General features: G+C 60.3%; 21 protein-coding genes. 13 read left to right on the top strand and 8 right to left on the bottom strand.

The features are described from left to right. The coding region (locus tag DXK21_RS12195; protein ID WP_245945206.1) for a S8 family peptidase at positions 1–1,871 on the top strand (1,871 nt) is incomplete at its 5' end. A 57-nt stretch (positions 1,872–1,928) separates the two neighbouring features. Next, complete coding sequence (locus DXK21_RS16965) at positions 1,929–2,144, top strand: hypothetical protein (RefSeq protein WP_245945205.1); 216 nt, start codon at positions 1,929–1,931, stop codon at positions 2,142–2,144. A gap of 76 nt (positions 2,145–2,220) precedes the next feature. Here the strand turns inward: DXK21_RS16965 and DXK21_RS12190 are convergent, their stop codons facing one another. Then, positions 2,221–3,393 carry an acetyl-CoA C-acetyltransferase gene (locus DXK21_RS12190; RefSeq protein ID WP_114818050.1) on the bottom strand — a complete coding sequence of 391 codons (1,173 nt, stop codon included), beginning with the start codon at positions 3,391–3,393 and terminating at the stop codon, positions 2,221–2,223. A gap of 147 nt (positions 3,394–3,540) precedes the next feature. Between DXK21_RS12190 and trhA the strand changes: the two genes are divergently transcribed. From trhA to DXK21_RS12175, 3 genes are all read left to right on the top strand, one after another. Beyond that, positions 3,541–4,251, top strand: coding sequence for a PAQR family membrane homeostasis protein TrhA (trhA, locus tag DXK21_RS12185; protein WP_114818049.1), 711 nt, complete (start codon positions 3,541–3,543; stop codon positions 4,249–4,251). Between the two features lie 72 nt (positions 4,252–4,323). Continuing rightward, positions 4,324–4,947: a polyhydroxyalkanoate synthesis repressor PhaR gene (phaR, locus tag DXK21_RS12180; protein ID WP_114818048.1), complete on the top strand. Its 624-nt coding sequence runs from the start codon at positions 4,324–4,326 to the stop codon at positions 4,945–4,947. After that, positions 4,944–5,321 (top strand): hypothetical protein, encoded by a 378-nt coding sequence (locus DXK21_RS12175; protein WP_114818047.1) that lies wholly within the window; start codon positions 4,944–4,946, stop codon positions 5,319–5,321. The genes phaR and DXK21_RS12175 overlap by 4 nt, the downstream gene beginning before the upstream one ends. Before the next feature lie 173 nt (positions 5,322–5,494). On the opposite strand, the gene DXK21_RS12170 is transcribed toward DXK21_RS12175, so the two are convergent. Together DXK21_RS12170 and DXK21_RS12165 are read right to left on the bottom strand one after the other, a co-directional pair. Continuing rightward, positions 5,495–5,920: a hypothetical protein gene (locus DXK21_RS12170; RefSeq protein ID WP_114818046.1), complete on the bottom strand. Its 426-nt coding sequence runs from the start codon at positions 5,918–5,920 to the stop codon at positions 5,495–5,497. A gap of 79 nt (positions 5,921–5,999) precedes the next feature. Continuing rightward, positions 6,000–6,737 (bottom strand): glycosyltransferase family 2 protein, encoded by a 738-nt coding sequence (locus DXK21_RS12165; RefSeq protein WP_114818045.1) that lies wholly within the window; start codon positions 6,735–6,737, stop codon positions 6,000–6,002. A 105-nt stretch (positions 6,738–6,842) separates the two neighbouring features. Between DXK21_RS12165 and DXK21_RS12160 the strand changes: the two genes are divergently transcribed. From DXK21_RS12160 to DXK21_RS16560, 8 genes are all read left to right on the top strand, one after another. Further along, positions 6,843–8,516, top strand: coding sequence for an ArnT family glycosyltransferase (locus DXK21_RS12160; RefSeq protein ID WP_114818044.1), 1,674 nt, complete (start codon positions 6,843–6,845; stop codon positions 8,514–8,516). Then, positions 8,516–9,424: a hydroxymethylglutaryl-CoA lyase gene (locus tag DXK21_RS12155; protein WP_114818043.1), complete on the top strand. Its 909-nt coding sequence runs from the start codon at positions 8,516–8,518 to the stop codon at positions 9,422–9,424. Before DXK21_RS12160 ends, DXK21_RS12155 begins: the two co-directional genes overlap by 1 nt. Before the next feature lie 165 nt (positions 9,425–9,589). Then, entirely contained in the window at positions 9,590–10,888 is a 1,299-nt protein-coding gene (locus tag DXK21_RS12150; RefSeq protein ID WP_114818042.1) for a glycosyltransferase family 4 protein, read from the top strand. Between the two features lie 108 nt (positions 10,889–10,996). Continuing rightward, complete coding sequence (locus DXK21_RS12145) at positions 10,997–11,650, top strand: FkbM family methyltransferase (protein WP_114818041.1); 654 nt, start codon at positions 10,997–10,999, stop codon at positions 11,648–11,650. 146 nt (positions 11,651–11,796) lie between these two features. Then, on the top strand, positions 11,797–12,582 hold the full coding sequence (locus DXK21_RS12140) for an ABC transporter permease (RefSeq protein WP_342766895.1): 786 nt from the start codon (positions 11,797–11,799) through the stop codon (positions 12,580–12,582). A 103-nt stretch (positions 12,583–12,685) separates the two neighbouring features. Next, positions 12,686–13,714, top strand: a complete 1,029-nt coding sequence (locus DXK21_RS12135) for a KpsE/RkpR family capsule polysaccharide export protein (RefSeq protein WP_162790663.1) — start codon at positions 12,686–12,688, stop codon at positions 13,712–13,714. Between the two features lies 1 nt (position 13,715). Further along, positions 13,716–14,402 (top strand): ABC transporter ATP-binding protein, encoded by a 687-nt coding sequence (locus DXK21_RS12130; RefSeq protein ID WP_114818039.1) that lies wholly within the window; start codon positions 13,716–13,718, stop codon positions 14,400–14,402. Further along, positions 14,399–15,244 (top strand): hypothetical protein, encoded by an 846-nt coding sequence (locus DXK21_RS16560; protein ID WP_162790662.1) that lies wholly within the window; start codon positions 14,399–14,401, stop codon positions 15,242–15,244. The genes DXK21_RS12130 and DXK21_RS16560 overlap by 4 nt, the downstream gene beginning before the upstream one ends. Here the strand turns inward: DXK21_RS16560 and DXK21_RS16555 are convergent. From DXK21_RS16555 to DXK21_RS16550, 5 genes are read right to left on the bottom strand one after another with little or no spacing between them, the layout of a single operon-like run. After that, complete coding sequence (locus DXK21_RS16555; protein ID WP_162790661.1) at positions 15,241–15,936, bottom strand: glycosyltransferase family protein; 696 nt, start codon at positions 15,934–15,936, stop codon at positions 15,241–15,243. The genes DXK21_RS16560 and DXK21_RS16555 overlap by 4 nt on opposite strands. Continuing rightward, positions 15,933–17,423 carry a glycosyltransferase family 2 protein gene (locus DXK21_RS12115; protein ID WP_114818036.1) on the bottom strand — a complete coding sequence of 497 codons (1,491 nt, stop codon included), beginning with the start codon at positions 17,421–17,423 and terminating at the stop codon, positions 15,933–15,935. Before DXK21_RS12115 ends, DXK21_RS16555 begins: the two co-directional genes overlap by 4 nt. Next, positions 17,423–18,022 carry an HAD family hydrolase gene (locus DXK21_RS12110; RefSeq protein ID WP_281269034.1) on the bottom strand — a complete coding sequence of 200 codons (600 nt, stop codon included), beginning with the start codon at positions 18,020–18,022 and terminating at the stop codon, positions 17,423–17,425. Before DXK21_RS12110 ends, DXK21_RS12115 begins: the two co-directional genes overlap by 1 nt. Before the next feature lie 16 nt (positions 18,023–18,038). Further along, positions 18,039–18,707 (bottom strand): PI-PLC domain-containing protein, encoded by a 669-nt coding sequence (locus DXK21_RS12105; protein ID WP_114818035.1) that lies wholly within the window; start codon positions 18,705–18,707, stop codon positions 18,039–18,041. After that, positions 18,704–20,047: a hypothetical protein gene (locus DXK21_RS16550; RefSeq protein ID WP_162790660.1), complete on the bottom strand. Its 1,344-nt coding sequence runs from the start codon at positions 20,045–20,047 to the stop codon at positions 18,704–18,706. Before DXK21_RS16550 ends, DXK21_RS12105 begins: the two co-directional genes overlap by 4 nt.

Here is a 20,047-nt window from a genome sequence, read left to right as displayed (position 1 = left end):
CTCCGCCACCGCCTCCCCCTCCGCCGGCCATCCCCTCCGCGGCCTCGAACGAGTATCTGCGCAACTACGGGGCGGCCAATACGGGAGCCATCGCAGCCTGGCAGACCGGCGCCACGGGTCGCGGGATCACGGTCGGCGTGGTGGACAGCGGCATCAAGCTGAACCACCAGGATCTGGGAGCGAACATCTCGTCGCTCTCGACCGACATCGTCGCGGGGCGCAATCAGCCTCAGGGCAGCGACACGCACGGCACGCGCGTCTCCAGCGTGATCGCCGCCCCGTTCAATGGGTTCGGCACGGTGGGCGTCGCCTTCAATGCGACCATCCTGTCGATCCGGGCCGACATCAGCGAATGCAACGACCCCGATAACGCCGTCTGTTTCCGCGGCTCGGACCTGGCCAATGCCCTGGACTACGCCGTCGCCAACGGGGCCAAGGTCATCAACCTGTCGCTCGGCGGCGAAGGCCCGTTGGGGTTCGCGTTCGAGGCCGCCTTGCAGCGTGCGATCAACGCCGGCGTGGTCTTCGCCATCGCCTCAGGCAACGAGGCCGGGGCCAATCCGGAATGGCCGGGACGCTACGCCAGCGACCCGCGCTTTGCGGGCGGCATCATCGTCACCGGCGCCCACGATTCCGCCAATCAGATCGCCGACTTCTCCAACCGCGCGGGCGTGTCGCAGTCCTGGTTCCTGTCGGCGCCGGGCGTCAGCGTCGTCGTCGATTGCGAGGACACCAGTTGCTGGCGCGTCAACGGCACCTCCTTCGCCTCTCCCGCCGTGGCCGGCGCTCTGGCCCTTTTGCTGGAGGCCTTCCCCAATCTGACGGGCAGGCAGGCCGTCGAAATCCTGCTCCGCACCGGGCGCGAAGCGGGCGACCTGGGCGCCGACGTCGTCTATGGCCGAGGCCTGCTGGACATCGCCAAGGCCTTCCAACCCGTCGGTACGACCTCATCGCCGCAAGTCAAGGGCGCCCCGGTGAATGTCGCCATCGAACCGGGGGCCTATGTCGGCGGGCCGTTCGGCGACGCCATGGGCCGCACGGGCGCGCTGAGCACCATCGGCTATGACGCGTACGAACGCCTGTTCCGCATCGACATGGGCGCCGCCTATCGCATCGCCCCGCGCCGCAGCTATCAGCCGGAAAATCCCACGCCCATGCGTCAGTCGCAGGTGACGATGGACGGCCCCGGCGGGGCGAAGCTGTCGCTGGTCGCGGCCGTGCCGGTCGAGACGCCCGAGCCGATCCTGAACCGTTACACCCCCTTCGACGCCCCCTGGCTGGGCGACGAGGTTAGGCAGGAGGCCCTGTTCGACGTCACCGCCGGGCGGATGTCCTTCGCCGCCTGGCAGGGCAAGGGCGGGTCGCGCTCGCCCTTCCGCACCGGCTCGGGCGACGGCTTCGCCGCCCTGGCCCAGGCTGACCACGCGGTGCGCGGGGCCATGGTCTTCGACGGCCTGGGCTTCGGCCCGCTGACGCTCAGCGCCGAGACCGGCGCCGGCGACCGCCGCGCCCCGCTGCGTTCGGTCGAGCAGGACGTCTCCTCCTATGCCCGCACGGCCCTGGACTGGCGCGGCGAGCATGGCGGGCTTTCGTTCAGCATGGGGGCGCTGGACGAGAAGATGGGACCACTGGGCGCCTATATGCCGACGCGCTCGGACTTCGCCCTGCCGTCACGCACGCGGTTCGCGGCCTTCGGCGGCGACCTGCCCCTGGGTGGCGGCCTGGTATTGAGCGGCGAGGCCGGCTTCGGCCGCACCGAGATCGAGGGTCGTTTCCTTAACCTGTCCAGCGCCGCCGTCAGCTCGACCTGGCGCATGGCCCTGCAATCGGATTGCCCCTCCTGGGCCCTCGGGTGCAGCCGTCTGACCTAGGAGATCTCCCAGCCGCTGCGCATCGAAAGCGGGACCTTCAGCGCCTTCCTGGCCGACGTGCCGCTGGAGTATTTCGATCACGTCACCTTCTCGGAGCGCCGCTTCTCGGCCAGCCCGTCAGGCCGTCAGATCGACTTCAGCGTCCGCAGCCTGCACCCCCTGCCCGGCGGGTCCATGCTGCAACTGGAGGCCGTGGCAAGCCGCGACGAACAGCATCGCGCGGGCGCGCCTACCGGCTACGCCCTGCTGGGCAGCTGGCGACGCGGTTTCTGATCCCGCAGTTCCAGACATGAGAAAGGCCGGCGGATCGCTCCGCCGGCCTTTTGCTTTTCAGCCTGTCAGCGAGGCGTCACCGCTCGACGCACAGGGCCACGCCCATGCCGCCGCCGATGCACAGGGTGGCCAGGCCCTTCTTGGCGCCCGAACGCTTCATCTCGTGCAGCAGGGTGGTCAGGACGCGGGCGCCCGAAGCGCCGACCGGGTGGCCGATGGCGATGGCGCCGCCGTTGACGTTCACCTTGGCCGTATCCAGACCCAGTTCCTTGACCACGCACAGCGACTGGGCGGCGAAGGCTTCGTTGGACTCGATCAGGTCTAGGTCGGCGACGGTCCAGCCGGCCTTCTCCAGCGCCTTCTTCGAGGCCGGGATCGGGCCGGTGCCCATGATCGACGGATCGACGCCCGCCGTGGCCCAGGAGGCGATGCGGGCCAGCGGTTCGAGGCCGCGCGCCTTGGCTTCATCCGCCGACATCAGCACCAGGGCGGCGGCGCCGTCGTTGATGCCCGAGGCGTTGGCCGCCGTGACCGAGCCGTCCTTGACGAAGGCCGGCTTCAGCTTCTCCATCGCCTCGATGGTGGCGCCGTGGCGGATGTATTCGTCCTGATCCACGACCACGTCGCCCTTGCGGGTCGAGATGGTGACGGGGGCGATTTCGTCGACGAACTTGCCGGCCTTCTGGGCGGCCTCGGCCTTGTTCTGCGAGGCGACGGCGAAGGCGTCCTGAGCGGCGCGGTCGATCGACCACTTGTTCGCGATGTTCTCGGCCGTCTGGCCCATGTGATAGCCGTGGAAGGCGTCGATCAGGCCGTCCTGCAACATGCTGTCCTTGAGGCCCAGCTCGCCCATCTTCTGGCCGTTGCGCAATTGGGCGGTGTGAGGCGACTGGCTCATGCTTTCCTGACCGCCGGCGACGACGATCTTCGCATCGCCCTGAGCGATCTGCTGATAGGCCAGGGCCACGGCGCGCAGGCCCGAGCCGCACAGCTGGTTCAGGCTCCAGGCCGGGGTTTCGTTGGGCAGGCCGGCGCCGATCGAGGCCTGACGCGCAGGGCCTTGGCCCGCGCCCGCCTGCAGCACCTGGCCCAGGATGACCTCGTCCACGTCGGCGGCAGCCACGCCGGCGCGTTCCAGCGCCGCCTTGATGGCGACCTCGCCCAGCTTGGAGGCGGGCAGGCTGGACAGGGCGCCGAGGAAGGAGCCGACCGGGGTGCGGGCGGCGGAAACGATCACTACGTCAGTCATGATATTCACTCCGGGGAGAAATCTGGGCGAGGTTGTGCCGCATTCCGCTCACGGCGTCACCTCTCGCAGTTGCGAAGTACAGCACTTCGTCATCCTCCGGGCGCAATCTGTCGGGAACGATAGCCTCGACTGATGCTTTTCGGAGTGATGCTGGTGCGGCTGAAATCCTTGGCGAGCCGGGTTTGTACGCCCGACGACCTCGACATGATCGAGCACTATCAGACGCGCGCCGAGCGTCTGGCCGATCTGTGGGTTCACTTGGTGGGCCTGGGTCTGGCGGCGGTCGGCGGGATCGTCCTGGCGGTGCTGGCGGGGCTCTACAGCGGCATCGGCGCCGTGGTGGCCACCGCCGTCTACGCTCTGTGCTTGATGGCCATGCTGACGGCCTCGACCATCTATAACCAGACCCACCCTTGCGCCGCGCGGCCCGTGCTGCGGCGGCTGGACGAGGCCGCCATCTTCCTGATGATCGCCGGCAGCTACACCCCCTTCACCACCCAGAGGTTCGAGGGCGCCTGGTCCATCGGCTTCACCCTGGCCGTCTGGCTGATGGCCCTGACCGGCGTCGCGGTGAAGATGTTCGCGCCGCGCATCTCCGACGCCTTCTGGAGCGGGGTCTATGTGCTGTTCGGCTGGGTGGCGATCTTTGCGCTGAAGCCGATGATCGAGACGGTGCATCCGCTGGCGCTCGGCCTGCTGGTCGCGGGCGGCCTGATCTACACCTCAGGCGTCTTCGTCTTCATCAGCCAGAAGATGAAATTCCGTCGCGCGATCTGGCACGGCTTCGTCGTCGCCGGGGCCGGCGTTCACTGGGCCGCCATCCTGGTCGGCGTGGTTCTGGCCCCCGGCGCAGCCTGACCTTGCGGCGCCCTCTGGCGTTCGCGCTCGCAACGCGTGATAGTGCGGCGTTGCAACAACGCGAGAACAAGCGTGGCCGACAAGAAATCCGAGGGCGGAAAAACCCGTGACGGCGTCGTCGTCATCAAGAAGTATGCGAACCGGCGGCTCTATAACACCGCCACCAGCGCCTATGTGACGCTGGAAGACCTGGCGCAGATGGTGCGCGAGGGGGTCGAATTCGTCGTCTATGACGCCAAGACCAATGACGAGCTGACACGTCAGATCCTGACGCAGATCATCTTCGAGGAGGAAAGCCGGGGCGAGGCCCTGCTGCCCGTCCAGTTCCTGCGCCAACTGATCGGCTTCTACGGCAACTCGATGCAGGCGGTCCTACCGTCCTATCTGGAGATGTCGTTGGACAGCTTCAGCCGTCAGCAGGAGCAACTTCGCACCCAGTTCACCCGCACCTTCGCCGGCACGCCCGGCGGCGGGCTGATGGAAGAAGCCGTGCGTCAGAACATGGCCATGTTCGAACGCGCCATGAAAATCTTCCCCGGCATGGCGGGCTATGGCCGCCCCGAAGCCGAAACTGAGAAGCCCTCCGAGCCCGAAACCAAGGCTGCGCCGGCCGGCGCCTCGGCGCTGGACGAAATGCGTCGCCAGATGGACGAGATGCGCGCCCAGATCGACCGCCTGGCCGGCGCCGGCAAATGACCGACAGCGTGCGCCCGGTCGGCCCGATCGAGGGCCATACGGTGCACGAGCGCCGCGAAGGCGACCGGCGCGGGCGCGACCGGCGGGCTGCGGAAGCGAAAGCCGAACAAGCCTCGCGGGGCCTGGTCCCGGCGGGCGAGCGGGTCGATCATGCCGCCTCCTCGGCAAAGCCTGCCGTGTCGCCCCCCAATCCTGTGGTGGCGCCGCCCGCCCTGTTCGCCGCCCAGGTGCTGGGCCAGAAGGGACAGAAGCGCGGCCTCAAGGGGGGCCCGCCCGTGCTGGACGCCGCCCGCTCCACCTATCTGGGCGCGGAATATTCGGGCAAGCACGACCGTCGCCCTCGCGTGGGCAAGGCGAGACAGACCGAGGTCTAGCCGGGCCCCAAGCCTGACCTTGGCCCTGACCGGCTGATGGCATGGCGCTTGCGACGGCTCCGGCGTCTTCGACCGGAGTTTCGCCCATGGCCGTCCTCAACCTCGCCGCCCGCCTCTTCGACGTGACCGTGGTCGCCCTGGTCTTCGTCGCCTTCAGCTAGGCTTCAGACCGCTCAGCGCGGGTTCATGTCGAAGTCGCGCCGCGAGGCGATGATGGTGACGATGAAACCCGCCAGAACGTCCAGCAGCACCATGGTCAGGATCAGGAAGAAGACCGATCCGGCAAACCCCGGCAGCAGCAGGAACTCGACCAGGCAGACGACGAACAGCACCATCGACAGGGCGTGATTGACGATGGCGACCCTCTGGCTGGAGGTCGACTTCAACAGCTCCACGAACAGCAGGATCAGCGACAGGAACAGGATCAGGTCGCCTACGCTGATGCTCCACACCGCGCCCGAGGTCATCGGCACGCGAAACAGGACTTCGCTCAGCACCGACGCCGGCCCCAGCACCGCGTCCGGCGCGCTTCCGCCGAGCAGGATCACCAGATTGTAGATCACCACCGGCACGACCAGCAGCGGTATGGCGATCAGCATGGGCGGTCCCTCCAGATCACCCTGCTTACCCCGGTTTCCGGCGCGCGGCCATATGGCCCCCAAGACCAGAATGGCCGGGTCAGAACTCGCTGATCGCGCCCGGACGCCGTGAGCGCGACTTCAGCCACATCACGCCCAGCAGGTCCGAGAAGGAGGCCCGCAGCCGCCCCCAGTTGGTGTATTTCGACCGACCGACTTCGCGATGGCGGTGATCGACCTCTAGGTAGCGGTTCTCATAGCCCTCGCGGATCGTCAGCGCCGGCAGGTAGCGGTGGATGTGATCGAAGTAGGGTAGGCGCAGGAAGACGTCGCGGCGGAAGGCCTTGAGCCCGCAGCCGGTGTCGTCGGCGTCGTCGGACAGCAGCTTCCTGCGGATACGGTTGGCCCAGATCGAAGCCTGACGCTTGGCGTTCGAATCCTGACGCTTGGCGCGGACGCCGCCGACCAGGGCGACATTGGCGGGCGCCGCGATCAGGGCGTCGGCCAGACGCGGAGCGTCGGCGGGCGGGTTCTGGCCGTCGCCGTCCAGGGTGACGATGATGGGCGCGCGCGCCGCCAGGACCCCGGTGCGCACCGCGCGGCTCTGACCCGCATTGGTCGCATGCGACAGCACCCGCAAGGTCGGCAGCTCCGCCATCGCCGCCTGAAGTTCGGCCAGGGTGGAATCCCGGCTGGCGTCGTTGACGAAGATCATCTCATAGGACCGGCCGGCGAAGGCCTCGGCGATCTCCCGCGCCAGAGGCACGGCCGCGCCGGATTCGTCATGCACAGGCACAACGACTGAGATGTCAGGATTAGAGGCAGGGCTGTCGGTCATTTGTCGCTCTGTAGCGCATCGCCGGGCCTTAGGAAAACCGGGCCGCGCGAAGAGGTTACAAGCTGAAGCTTCCGGGGGGCGGCGTCGGCGTGATACGACAGCGCCATGAACCGCCCGAACCTGGATCACCTCATCGCCGGCTGGCGCGGCCCCGTTCTGGCGGCCCTGCTGACCCTGCTCGCCGGCCTGCCCAGCCTGATGCTGCTGCCGCCGCTGGACCGCGACGAAAGCCGCTTCGCCCAGGCGACCGCGCAGATGCTGGAAAGCGGCGACTATGTCGACATCCGCTTCCAGGACGAGCCGCGCTGGAAGAAGCCCGTCGGCATCTACTGGATGCAGGCCGTCGCCGTCGGCCTGACCTCGGACGTCGAGGACCGCAACATCCAGCCCTATCGCCTGCCGTCGCTGTTCGGGGCCATGCTGGCCGCCTGGGCCGTGGCCTGGGCCGGGGCAGCGCTGTTCGGCAATCGCGCGGGCTTTTTGGCGGGCGCCATGCTGGGCGCCACCTTCCTTCTGTCGTCCGAGGCCGGCATCGCCAAGACCGACGCCATGCTGTGCGGCCTGACGACCCTTTCGATGGCGGCGCTGGCGCGGATCTATATGGTGACGCGGGCCAACGAGAAGCCGATCCGCTGGCACAAGCTGCTGTTCTGGCTGGGCATCGGCCTGTCGATCCTGATCAAGGGACCGATCGGCATTCTGGTCGTGGCCCTGTCGATCATCGCCCTGTCGGTCTGGGATCGAAACATCAAATGGCTAGGCAAGCTGGGGTGGGGTTGGGGCCTGCCCCTGGTCGCCCTGCTGGTCGGGCCCTGGGCCATCGCCATCACCATCGCCACCGACGGCGGCTTCTGGCGTGAAGCCATCGGCGGCGACCTCGCCCCCAAGCTGGCCGGCGCTCACGAAAGCCATGGCGGCTTCTTCGGCATGTACGTGCTGCTGTCGCCCCTGCTGTTGTTCCCCGTCACCCTGATGCTGCCCGCCGCCCTGTCGACGGGCTGGCATCGCCGCGCCGAGCCGGCCATCCGCTTCGCCCTCTGCTGGCTGATCCCCGCCTGGCTGATGTTCGAGATCGCCCCGACCAAGCTGTGGCACTACACCCTGCCCACCTTCGGCGCGATCGCCCTGCTGGCCGCGGCCGCCCTGACCCAGCCGATCGGCAAGGTCTCGCGCATTTCCGGCGCCCTGCTCGGCCTGTTCGCCGCTGTCGTCATCTGCGCCATCACCGTCTATGGCCTGACCGAGTTCGGGCGTTCGACGGCCCAGACCTGGGCCACCGTGACCATCGTCTTCGCCGTCATGGCGGCGGCCGTCGGCGGCTTCCTGCTGGTCAATCGAGCGGCGATCACCGGGGTTCTGGCCGCCATCCTGTGCGGCGTCATCGCCCACGCCGGCCTCGCCGGGACCATCCGCCAGCTGCGCCCCCTGTCCATCGCCCCGCGTCTGGTGAAGACGCTGGAATCGGCCGAGCTGAGCCCCGCCCAGGGCCGCTATCCGGGGCCGGTGGCCATCACCACCTTCCATGAGCCCAGCTTCGTCTTCCTGACCGGACGCGACACCCAGCTGACCGACGGCCCCGGCGCCGCCCGCGCCCTGGCCGAGGGCCGCCCCGCCATCGTCGAGGCCCATGACGACGAAGAATTCCGCCGCGCCCTGGCCGACCTCGGGGCCGCCGGGCGCGCCGTCGGCGTGGTCAGCGGCCACAACTATTCCTCGGGCGACGACGTGCGACTGACCGTCTATGCGCCTGCGGGCGCCGGCGAACGGAGCGCACGCTGATGGGGCGTTTCATCCAGATCGTCGAGGTCGGGCCGCGCGACGGCTTGCAGAACGAAAAGGCCGTGCTGACGCCAGACGTCCGCGCCGACTTCGTCCGCCGCCTGGAAGCCGCCGGCGCCAAACGCATTGAGGCCGTCAGCTTCGTCCACCCGAAATACGTGCCCCAGATGGCGGGCGCCGAAGAGGTCATGGCCGCCCTGCCCCCCGCACCGGGCCGCAGCCGCATTGGCCTCGTTTTGAACGGCAAGGGCTATGACCGCGCGCTCGGCACGGCGGTGGACGAGGTCAATGTCGCCATGTCCGCCACCGACGGCTTCGGCCTGAAGAACCAGGGACTGAACGTCGACCAGCAGGTGCAGATGCTGTCCGACATCATGGCGGGTCGTCGCAACGCAGAAGGCGCGCCCGGCGCGACGCCGAAGCTGACGGCCACCCTGTCCTGCGTCTGGGGCTGCCCCTTCGACGGCGAGGTCTCGGTCGAACAGGTCAGCGAACTGGTCGCCCGCATCGCCGCGCTCGGCGTCGAAGAGATCGCCCTGGCCGACACCATCGGCGTCGGCGACCCGTGGAGCGTGACCAAAAAGGTCGAGGCCGCTCGCAAGGCCGCGCCCGACGCCACCCTGCGCCTGCACTTCCACGACACCCGCAACACCGGCCTGGCCAACGCCTACGCCGGGGTCGAGGCCGGCGTGGACATCCTCGACGCCTCAGTCGGCGGCATCGGCGGCTGCCCCTTCGCCCCCGGCGCGACCGGCAATGTGGCAACCGAGGACCTGGTCTATATGCTGGAACGCGCCGGCTTCTCGACCGGCTACGACCTGAACGCCCTGATCAACACCGCCCGCTGGATCGGCGACCAGATCGGGCGCCCTGCGGCGAGCGCGCTGAGCCGGACGGGGAGGTACTAAGGAATCAAGGCCGCTAGAAAGATTCCTCCCTCCACTTGACCGCGGGCGACCCGCCGATGGTAAAAGCGCTTTTGACCCTCGTCTCAGGCGACGCCGCCTCAGTAACGCCATTCGTCCATCGAGACGAAATAGCTTGGGCAGCCAACGCTCTTGTAGAGAGAGATCATGACAACGATTTGTGTCGATGGATTAAATCTGGCGCTGGCACATGGCACAGGCATCCAGACCTATGCGCGCAACCTGTTGTTGGGGGCGACAACAGCAGGCATCAGCACCCAAGTCCTTTTTGGACAGGACATCCCAAACAGCGTCAAGCCGCTTGAACGCGCAGCTTTGCTAGCAGACCGCGACACAACGCCCCCCGCTCGCTCTCGCCTTGATCGCATTGCCCGACGTGCGACACGCATATCGACCCCCATCGGACGCGCCGCCATGGAAGTCTCGATGGCCGACAAGGTCATGTGGCCAAACGGTGCCCCGCCCCCCGCATCAACCGTCTGGCATTGCTCCAACCTCTTCGCAGACAGCAATCGCTCCTTCAGCAAGCATAACGCCATGGCGCCGCTAATATTTAAGGGCGAGGCACAGAAACCCGATGTGGTTCACTGGACCACCTTCTTACCCATCCATGCTCGAAAGCAAGCTAACGTCTATACGTTGCACGACCTCATTCCCCTTCGCGCGCCTTACACGACACGGCATGATCGCGTAAAATACGCAAAACTCTGCCGGGCAGTTTTCGATAAAGCCGACGCCGTTGTTGCGATATCAGAAACCACGCGACGTGACGCCATTGAAATGTTTGGTATTTCTGAAAATAAACTGACCGTAATCCACCAGTCGGTAAATCCGCCCCCCTCTATAGTCAGTCGATCAGAATCAGATATAGAAAGAGATATAGATACGCAGTTCGAACTTGAGTATAAAAATTTCTTTCTTTTCTTTGGCGCAATAGAACCGAAGAAAAATTTACTAAGAACTATAGAGGCTATACTTACCTCAGATACAACAATGCCTCTAGTCATTGTTGGTCACAGAGGATGGCTAAACGATGCGGAAAAATTTCATCTAAAAAATTTCACGCAAAAGAACACAAATTCATCAAATCGCATTATCCACCTAGACTATCTAAGCGAAACTCAACTAGCCACACTAATTCGCGGAGCCCGAGCCACCGTTTTTCCGTCCGTCTACGAGGGCTTCGGCCTGCCGGCCCTGGAATCCATGATGCTAGGAACGCCAGTCCTCGCCTCCCAGACTCCCGCGCTCGCAGAAGTTTGCGGTGAAGCCGCATGCTATGCGGACCCACTTGACATCACCTCGATCCGCAATGCTTTTACCCTCCTAAGCCGCGAAAGCGCCTATTGCGAAGAATTGTCCCGGAATGGAAAAACAAGGTCCGAAGCCTTCTCTCCTTCGATTTACGCGGAAAAACTAGGACAACTATACGCAAACATAAGCTAGCCGGGCTATTCGAACTTCGGAATTAAATAATGAAAAGGCACCGAGCTGGTTGCTCAACAAATAAATACATCGCAACTCAGATCAATCTTCATAAGGCTGAGGTAAAGAATGAATGAACCAAAGATCTACTTTGATGTAGGCGCAAATGATGGTCGATCCAGCTTGCCCATGGCCGGAAATCCAGACTGGGTGGTTTACGCCTTTGAACCCACACCTGAGCTTGCAGACCATTTGCGCCAACGCGCACGCGCATGCACAAACTATCACGTTATACAGAAAGCGGTCTCGGACAAACCAGGCACCGCTAAGTTCAATATCGCTGGGCAGGGAGACTGGGGAACATCTTCTCTTCTAAATTTTAACGACAATATTGAGACCACCTGGAAGGGCCGAACCGACTTCAAGGTCACCAAGCAAATTGATGTAGAAATAATCACCCTTAGAGATTTCTGCCTAGAGAAAAATATCAATCAGATAGACCACCTACATACTGATGTTCAAGGACTTGACTACCAAGTTCTCATTGGACTCGGCGACATGATCAGCATAGTCCAAGGCGGCGACATCGAATGCAGCCGAAACCATGACACAAAACTCTACAAGGATGAAAAATTCGTCTTTGAAGACGTATGCCTTGGTCTCTACCAGTCGGGCTTCATGATCGAAGCGATTAATCCAAATGACGATCACGGCCACCTATGCACCCCAGATTCAAGGCTATCGGACGCCAATGAACTGAGCATCTGGTATCGTCGCCGTTAAGGCCACACGGACGTCGGTCAGCTGACAACGATCAGCCAACCGACGTTCGAGAGGCGGTGCTTGAACGGAATTTTGCCGTCTGTTATGGGGGGGGCTTAGGATGTGGCGGCCGTAGCTCATGCATCATTGACAGCGGTCATCATCATTTGTTTCAGGCTCCATTCAAAAGTTTGCGTAGACACGGGCGCATCATCGTCGCGCTAATGATGCGCGAGATCATGACGCGGTTCGGTCGGCAAGGCCTCGGCTTCCTCTGGCTTGTTGGTGAACCCCTTTTGTTCTGCCTCGGCGTTGTAGCCATGTGGACAGTTATCAAGCCTCCCTATGAGCACGGCATACGTGTCGGTGCCTTCGTCATGACAGGATACATGTGCCTTCTGCTGCTACGACATCAGATCGCTTACTGTCTGCATGCCGTCGGAGCAAACACGGGCCTACTTTATCATAGGCAAGTTAGGCCTATACATATCTACGCCTCACGCGGGCTTCTCGAATTCGCAGGAAGTACATTAGCATTTGCTATCGTCTACGCCATTCTTCTAGCCATGGGGCAGGTCGGGCTCCCGCAAGATCTGGGCTTGCTTTACACCGGATGGGCGACGCTAGGTCTGCTCAGCTTTGGTATGGGTTTAACTATCAGCGCCCTAGCAATGCGATACGAGACCTTTGAGCGACTAACGCAACTTCTGACATATTTACTGATCCCACTGTCCGGCGCGTTCTTCATGGCGTCAGCCGTCCCCTCCCAGTATCGTGATCAATTTCTGCTGATACCGCTTCCACATACCGTGGAGATGGTACGTGCGGGCATATTCGGCGAGTTCGTTGAAACCCACTACAATCCAATCTATCCACTTGCTTGGGCAGGAGGCCTTATCTTCCTAGGGCTACTGCTCCTTTCCGTCGTGCGGAACCATATAGATGTCGAATAACGCACCACAGTCCCCCTCCCCAAAGCTTACCTATCTCGGAGTGGCCAACAGTACGGCCCAACGGGATCGCAAGGGGATACTGCGACGACTGCCGCTTGGCTTCATGATCGTCGTTATCGCACCGACTATAGCTTCGGCATTATATTATCTGCTGGCGGCGCCCCCCATTTATGTATCTGAAGCGCGCTTCGTGGTGCGATCCCAGAATGACCGCACGCCCAATGCACTGGGCATCGCATTGCAGAGCGTCGGCATGAATTCCTCATCCAGCGACGCCTTCATGGTGCACGCCTACATGAAGTCCCGTGATGCGGTTCAAGATGTCGCGCACGCTGTAAAAATGGGCGCCCTGGTTCCCGATAGCGCGCGCATGTCGAACGAGGACCTTTTCAAAGCATTCCAAAAGCGGATCACCGTTGGGTTCGATTCCACGAATGGTTTGAGCACTATACGTGTACGCGCCTTCGACGCGCACTCAGCTCAGCGCGCAGCCGACACCCTGCTCGACGGAGGAGAACGCATCGTGAACCAACTTAATAAGCGATCCGCCGAGCAAGCCATCCAGGAAGCCAGGCAAACGCTCACACTAGCCGAGCAAGAGAGCCTTAGCGCCCGCGAGGCGATCGCTCGTTTCCGTAATGACAATCGTATGGTGGATCCGGCACGGATGGCGACCGAAACAGGGCAGGTTGTCGGAGCCCTCATGACTGCGCTGGCTGAAACGCGCGCAGAAAGAGCCCAGGTAGCGAGCCAAGCGCCGAACAGCCCACTGCTAGCAACCATGGATGCCCGCATTCGCGCGATCGAGGGGCAAATTGATTCTGAACGTACGAGGACCACGAGTGGCCCCGATGCCTTGGCCCCACAGGTCGGCGCCTACGAGAATCTCGAGTTTCAGCGAAAGATCGCTGAACAAGCGCTAATCGCTGCGCGCGTGTCCTATGAGGAGGCTGCATCAGATGCCCGGCGCCAAAAACTGTATCTTGACCGCGTCGTAGAACCCAACCTTGCTGACAAGGCGATGCTGCCTCGTCGAGGGTTGTCCATTCTTCTGACCTTCCTATCCTGCCTTCTTGCCTACGGCATCGGGGCATTAATCTGGGCAGGGGTACGCGAGCATCGGCAGACGTAGCATGCAATCTGCAGAAGCAAAGGCGCAAAAGATCGCCTTATCTGTCGACTCCCTGTCTAAAGTATACCCCGGGGCACAAGACAGGCAGGTATTCAAAGGATTGAGCTTCGACCTGGAACACTCCGGACGCCTCGCCTTGCTCGGGCGAAATGGCCAAGGGAAATCGACGCTAATCAAGATACTTGGTGGCGCCCTGCAACAGACTAGCGGCCATGTGCGGTGGAACGCTGCACCTTCTTGGCCGATCGGATTCGGGGGCGGCTTTCAGGGCAGCTTGTCAGGATTGGATAACATTCGATTTCTGGCAAGACTTTACGATAGAGACTTCAACACGCTCAAAGACAGAGTCGATGGTTTTGCTGAACTCGGCTCAAAACTTCTTGACCCCGTGAAGCACTATTCTTCAGGCATGAGAGCAAGATTGGCATTTGGCTTATCCCTCGCAATTGAATTCGATTGCTATCTTATTGACGAACTGGTCGCTGTTGGCGACGCGCGCTTTCAACAAAAATGCCAGACAGAGCTTTTTGAGCGCCGATGCGAGCGTACTTTCATTATGGCCTCTCATGACGTTCATCTGATCGCGCGCCTATGTGACCGCGCCCTGATTATCGAGAGCGGTCGAGCCCGCATGTTCGACGACATTGAGGAAGCCTTGGACATCTATTCTTGGCTCCGAGCAGCATGACGATGGGACCGATTTGCGTACTCATTCTTCCCAACCTAGCCGCTGAAGAATGGAGACGCCGCATTTCAGCGGCAGGGCAAGAGGCTGGCTGGAACACGCTCCTCGTCGCCGAAAGCCTTGATGTCACCGTCGATCTATCTCGCTCCATACTTATCAGTGAAAGCACCTCCGCTTTTCAGGCGTTTTCGCCCGACAAGGTGGCTATCATTCATGCTGACGCAGAGGATGTCGTCGAACTGCTTGCGCGTATGGATCCTGCTGGCAGAGAATATGTGGTGGGTCGCGCCTCGATCTATCTAGCTAACGCTGAGGCATTGGTGCGTAACGGCGCACGACACATAAAAATTCCCGGGAGGCTTGCTTTGGGAGGCGGTATACCGCCTATCGAGCTGCCCTCCCCGCCCCAAATATCCGCTGGCTATCTCGGCATGTTCGACATCATGCCCTCGCCAAAGGTCTTTGAAACAGAATGGCCAGCAGGGTTGTTTCGTTATGCGCCCAATCGCACCAAGACCATGGAGGCTGGCGATATCGAACTGATCGGACCACCACGTGTCCTCGCCTTCGGCCCCTATATTCATCTGCCCTGCGGCCAATGGGATTTGACCGTCGACATGGAAGTCGACATCGACGACATGCCCATCACCCTCGATATGGCGTGGGGCGATCACTTCGACCATCCCGCGGCATCGACACGTTTCGAACGTAGCGGCAGGTACAGGGTAGAGTTCTCGTCTATATTCGCTTCAACTCGACCTTCGGAACTGAGAATCAGCCTTCCCAACGCGCTCCTGCATGGCCGAATTCGGGTTGAGAAGGCGATACTGCGTCGTGGCCCCTAGGCCGTTTTAATATCCTGGATCAACCTGACCGGCTTTCGAAGGACCTCAAGGCCTAACGCTTTCACCCCATTAAAGACAGGGCACACATAGTGAAGCCCCCTGTGACGATAGTCCGTGTCGCCGGCCAGCATGCCATGCAAGGCGCCGAGATAGGTAGCCGGACGACGATAGATGTAGACACCAGCGGACGCATGGTTGGACACTACCCGCTTCTCCACCGCCTCTACGAACAAGCCATCTTCTTCGCGGATGTAGCTGTAGCAATCGAGTTGCGATTCGAACGTCAAAGCCAGCGCGCCAACACCGACACCCTCACTGAACAAGCGCTTCAGATCGAGAGCGGGCGCGTCAAACTCAATATCCGCTAGGTCTATAATTAGCGGTTGATCTTGCTGCGCCAAAGCCGCGCCAGCCAAGGCTGAGAGGGCGGCGCCTTCAGTAAAATTGCTTAGATAAATCCGCCGCGCGTGGGGATACCATCGCGCTAGCGGGCCCTCAGCAAAGCTTCGCGAGTTCTTCGAATCTTTAAAGACAAACACATAGCCCCCCCCCCGCTTGCCAGCCAGGCCTGACCAGGGGCGGCTCTCCAAGCAGCGCTGTAACAAGGGCACCCCGCCCACCATCAAGTCTGGCTTGACCCCGCCATCTGCCAGATCGAAATCTGGACCTGCCAGAGGAACGATAATCGTCATGCTGCGGGCTGGCGCATCAAATAGGTCGCAAGATCAGCAGGCGTACCCAATCCATGCATGGCAGAAGCGGGTATTTCATACACCCCAATTCGAGCTCCGTTACGAATCATGTAGTTATAAACTGGGCAAGTATAGAACTCGCCATTTACACGATCATTGTTCGCCATCATATCGACAGCTGCGCGAACAAATTCATCACCGCGCGTGAACAAGTATACGCCTACCGTCGCAAGGTCAGAGATCGGATTTTTCTCGGCGACTTCCGTAACGAGATTTTCGGCATCAACCTTGGCGAACGACCACTTCGGATCTTTATGGGGGTCACGGAAAACTAGAATGGACCCATCCAAACCGCGATCACGGCAGTCTTTCACAAAAGTATCGACATCAAATTCGACATACTGATCCGAGTTCGCCACCAACAGCGGGGCTGAGCTATCGAACGCACGCCTCGCCAAAAGAATCGTGCAAGCTGTACCTTCCGTCAGCCTGTCCACGGCGTGAATTACGGCGCCGCTCGCCTCAACCTTAGCAACAGACTCCGGCTCTGACTGCATGTGCTCACGCCGAAACAGAAGATGCACGTGCGCGCCTTCCGGCTTGATATTGTCGATCACCCTCTCAACCATCGCTTTACCAGCAACATCGATAAACGGTTTTGCCTTCACAAAACCAGCTTCACGAAAACGACTGCCTTCGCCCGCGGCAGGTATGACAACATTCATAGATTGAGTTCCGAAATTGGAGGAAATCGCTCGCCTCAAGTTTTCATCCTCGAACGCACGTATTTTATCTGCCGTATAAAAGCTGTGATACTGAGCTTCAGACACGGGCCAAGAACCAACACGACCACCTTCGAGAATCACTTCATTCAAGGTGAGCGACGTGTAGAATCGCCCATCCACTCGAGCATCATTTCTCATGCACCTGAAGGCGCTCTCAACAAAGTGTCGCGCGGTCTTGAAATAGTAGAAGCCCGCAATAGCATGCCGGCTGATCACACGCTTTTCCGCTGCTTGGGCGACGTACCCATCGCCCTTCAAATCAACGTAAGACCATCTAGGGTGAACGCTAGGGAAAGTAACAACTCCGGCATCATCCCCCCTTGCCCGAAATCTATCTATAATTTTTGAATAATCGCAATCAATTATCTGGTCACCGTTAGCGATAACCAACTCTTCATCTAAATTCAAGGCATCGATCGCCATTAATGCACTGCACAAACCGCCCTGCGTCGACTTTTTTAGCGATATTACAACTGCATCGTCACTCGATAAGAGCCTTAAAACTCGATCAAGAGAGAAGCGCGCGACGTCATCCTGCATCGCAACAAAAATGAAGCGACTATCCTCACCTATACCCTTGAGGTTCTCGACCACACGCTGAACCATAGGAACACCGCCAACATCGATCAGAGGTGTCGGGAAAAAATACTGCTCACTAGGAAAAAAATCTGAACGCCCAGCAATAGGTAGAAGAACTTGCATTAACGCTTCTCCGCCAGTGCAATAAACTCAACAATCCGATCGTAAAGCACATCTTCTGGTGTCCCTATGACCATAACGTGTGCACCCGACGCTCGTGCTGCAGCGATCCCGTGATCATTATCCTCAAGGATCAGCGTTTCTTGAGGGGCCACACCTAACTCCTTCATAGCCTTCAAATACATTTCTGGGTCTGGCTTCGATCGCTCGACGTCTTCGTTCGATACCACGATGTCTAGATAGGATTTTAGTCCAGCGAGACGCATCATCAACTCAACCGACTGCCTCACGGAGTTAGAACAGACGCCGAGCTTCATGCCATCACGCTTCAACCCCGCAAGAGCCTGAGTGTGATTGAACGTGGGACGGCACCGCTGCATCGCAATTTCTGCGGTCCTGTTTTGCTTGAGTTCATTGATGAGCCCATGCAAACCGCGCGGGAAGTTACGCGCCACACTCAGCATCTCAAGTTTTCGACGAGTCGGAAGCCCGTCGTAAGTCGACAGGTGGGCATCGCGATCAATGATCATACCAAAAGCAGCGAGGATGTCGTTGAGCGCCTCGTAGTGCCACTCCTTAGCGTCGATCAAGACACCGTCCATGTCGAAAAGAACCGCCTTAATCATCATTCAAAACCGTATCAGCGCCAAAGCGGTTGAAGAAACGGTCCGCTTCTTCAGGAAAATCTGTGCACAGCATCAACGTGGATCGCCCCGAGGCCCCGCCGATGTCATCGCGCCAAGTCCGCCAGACCTCGTCATGCTGTCGATGATGAAGCTCGGGGGAAACAAGCACACCTGCCTTACCCGACCGGAGCGCCGATCCAGCCAAGAGCGCATCACCCGCCCCCTCAAAACAATCCCACCAAATGCCCGCAGCTTCGGCATCCAGCGAAGATCCGAGCTCATATTCGCTACGGCGCGTAAATGTGGTCAACCCGTGCTTTAAATAATGAAGAGTGTCCGGAACGGACATGTCGAACATGAAATAGCGGTCGATGCCCGCCCCAAGCAAAGCCTCGCCCAAAGCCGCGTGAAGACCGTCGCTCTTCACATTCAGCGCCAGCCAACCCGGCTTCCCATAGGCGTGGTGAATGTCGAGAAAACGCTCAAGCGGCATCGCATCCGTTTGCGCCATGTCATGACTAATCACTAGCCGCCCGTTGAAATCACGGACATCTGTCTCAACCCCATAGCCAGCGGCAAAGGCACGTTCGAAGGCAATGACTTGGTTCTTCTGCGGAGCTTCAAGCCACCACCCTCTGTGAGCGAGGATTTCGACCTTCACGACGGGAGCTCCACGGCCACTTTGGTCGAGCGTGTTTCAGTTCGCGCCTTCAGCTTCGCAGTACGCCCCGCAGCCTTCCGTCGTCGCTCTACCAATATGCGGCAATACTCCACATGGCTCACCATGCGATCAATGCTAGCAAAAGCCTTCATTGTGCGATCAGCAACCTTGTCGAACTCTGCCTTGTCACCGCGCTCAGCCAACTCTCGGATCAGATAGAAGCACAGCTCAAAACCGCGCGCGCCTCGGTCAAAGAGCTTCTGAAGCTCCTCCAGGGCCTCATCGCCCCCTCCCACCAAGAGCTTGGATACGCCCACCAATTCGGCGGCGGCATCAGTAAATGGCGCATCAACTAACGGAGCCGAAGCCACAAGTCCTGAATTTCCGGAAAAATAATTCAGGTAAAGATTATTGTATAGACGCTTTCGTGCCTCAACATCGATATCCGAGACTGAATCCGACGGCATCGAATTAGAATATTTCTCAGACCTAACTAGCCAAGTACGGCAGTACTCGCGCATGTCCCCAATGCGGAAATTCCTAGGAAGCAGACCGAGTTTTTCCAAAACGTCATACTCAGAGCGCTTACCAACAATGTCCGCAGCATCCGACAAGAAGGTCAACTCCTTCGTGACTGCACCAAGATAAAGGCGTACCTGATCTTCATAATGCGGCCCAAAAGCCATGAAGTCATAATCGCAAAATGCCTCACCGAACCCTGCCCGCTGCCGGTAGCGATGGTCATGACGTGCAAACTGCGTATCTACCGCTCCAACAAGCGAAGCATAAAACTGAAATTCTGGGAAAAGATTAAAATAATCAAATCGGTAAGAATCATCAAGCTTCAGATTAGCGAGCCGAACAGCCTGCTTCGGCGACAAAAGAAGCATGCGATCTTCAAAGAAGAATGGAGAAAAGTCGTCCGCCCCACAAACCAAAGCTCGGGAAGCGAGAGACGAGTCCTTCCATACCGCGATCAAAAGATCGATGAATTTTTCAAAATTCTCAATCGACACACAGTCGAAGTCAGCGCGCAAGCGTATAATATGAGCATCTGAGTCCGTAGCAGCGAGCCCCGCAAGGATTTGTCTGTGTTGCGCCACGAAACTAACGACATCACGGTTGCCGATCGTAGCGCCAAAAAATGGGCTGCCCGCATCCACACACTGCAGACCTTCAGGTAGGCACGCCTTAGAGACAAGCGTCGGGAGGCGAGCCAGTTCGTCACTCCAAGTCGAATAGACTATCCTCGCGAACTTTGATCTGAGCGCCTGGACCCCATCCATAAGACGCGCAAAGACGACAGGATCCCTGACCTGGCCGGTCACAAGGATGTTCAA

The sequence above is a fragment of the Brevundimonas bullata genome (assembly GCF_003350205.1).
Taxonomy (GTDB): domain Bacteria; phylum Pseudomonadota; class Alphaproteobacteria; order Caulobacterales; family Caulobacteraceae; genus Brevundimonas; species Brevundimonas bullata.
The sequence above is the reverse complement of the archived record's forward strand: the minus strand, read 5'-3'. Positions and strand labels throughout refer to the sequence as shown.

What these genes read in the sequence shown, in the direction of transcription:
- DXK21_RS12190 (WP_114818050.1), bottom strand. Translation starts at nt 3,393, where the DNA reads ATGACTGACGTAGTGATCGTTTCCGCCGCCCGCACCCCGGTCGGCTCC.
- trhA (WP_114818049.1), top strand. Translation starts at nt 3,541, where the DNA reads ATGCTGGTGCGGCTGAAATCCTTGGCGAGCCGGGTTTGTACGCCCGAC.
- DXK21_RS12175 (WP_114818047.1), top strand. Translation starts at nt 4,944, where the DNA reads ATGACCGACAGCGTGCGCCCGGTCGGCCCGATCGAGGGCCATACGGTG.
- DXK21_RS12170 (WP_114818046.1), bottom strand. Translation starts at nt 5,920, where the DNA reads ATGCTGATCGCCATACCGCTGCTGGTCGTGCCGGTGGTGATCTACAAT.
- DXK21_RS12165 (WP_114818045.1), bottom strand. Translation starts at nt 6,737, where the DNA reads ATGACCGACAGCCCTGCCTCTAATCCTGACATCTCAGTCGTTGTGCCT.
- DXK21_RS12160 (WP_114818044.1), top strand. Translation starts at nt 6,843, where the DNA reads ATGAACCGCCCGAACCTGGATCACCTCATCGCCGGCTGGCGCGGCCCC.
- DXK21_RS12155 (WP_114818043.1), top strand. Translation starts at nt 8,516, where the DNA reads ATGGGGCGTTTCATCCAGATCGTCGAGGTCGGGCCGCGCGACGGCTTG.
- DXK21_RS12150 (WP_114818042.1), top strand. Translation starts at nt 9,590, where the DNA reads ATGACAACGATTTGTGTCGATGGATTAAATCTGGCGCTGGCACATGGC.
- DXK21_RS12145 (WP_114818041.1), top strand. Translation starts at nt 10,997, where the DNA reads ATGAATGAACCAAAGATCTACTTTGATGTAGGCGCAAATGATGGTCGA.
- DXK21_RS12135 (WP_162790663.1), top strand. Translation starts at nt 12,686, where the DNA reads ATGATCGTCGTTATCGCACCGACTATAGCTTCGGCATTATATTATCTG.
- DXK21_RS12130 (WP_114818039.1), top strand. Translation starts at nt 13,716, where the DNA reads ATGCAATCTGCAGAAGCAAAGGCGCAAAAGATCGCCTTATCTGTCGAC.
- DXK21_RS16560 (WP_162790662.1), top strand. Translation starts at nt 14,399, where the DNA reads ATGACGATGGGACCGATTTGCGTACTCATTCTTCCCAACCTAGCCGCT.
- DXK21_RS16555 (WP_162790661.1), bottom strand. Translation starts at nt 15,936, where the DNA reads ATGACGATTATCGTTCCTCTGGCAGGTCCAGATTTCGATCTGGCAGAT.
- DXK21_RS12115 (WP_114818036.1), bottom strand. Translation starts at nt 17,423, where the DNA reads ATGCAAGTTCTTCTACCTATTGCTGGGCGTTCAGATTTTTTTCCTAGT.
- DXK21_RS12110 (WP_281269034.1), bottom strand. Translation starts at nt 18,022, where the DNA reads ATGGACGGTGTCTTGATCGACGCTAAGGAGTGGCACTACGAGGCGCTC.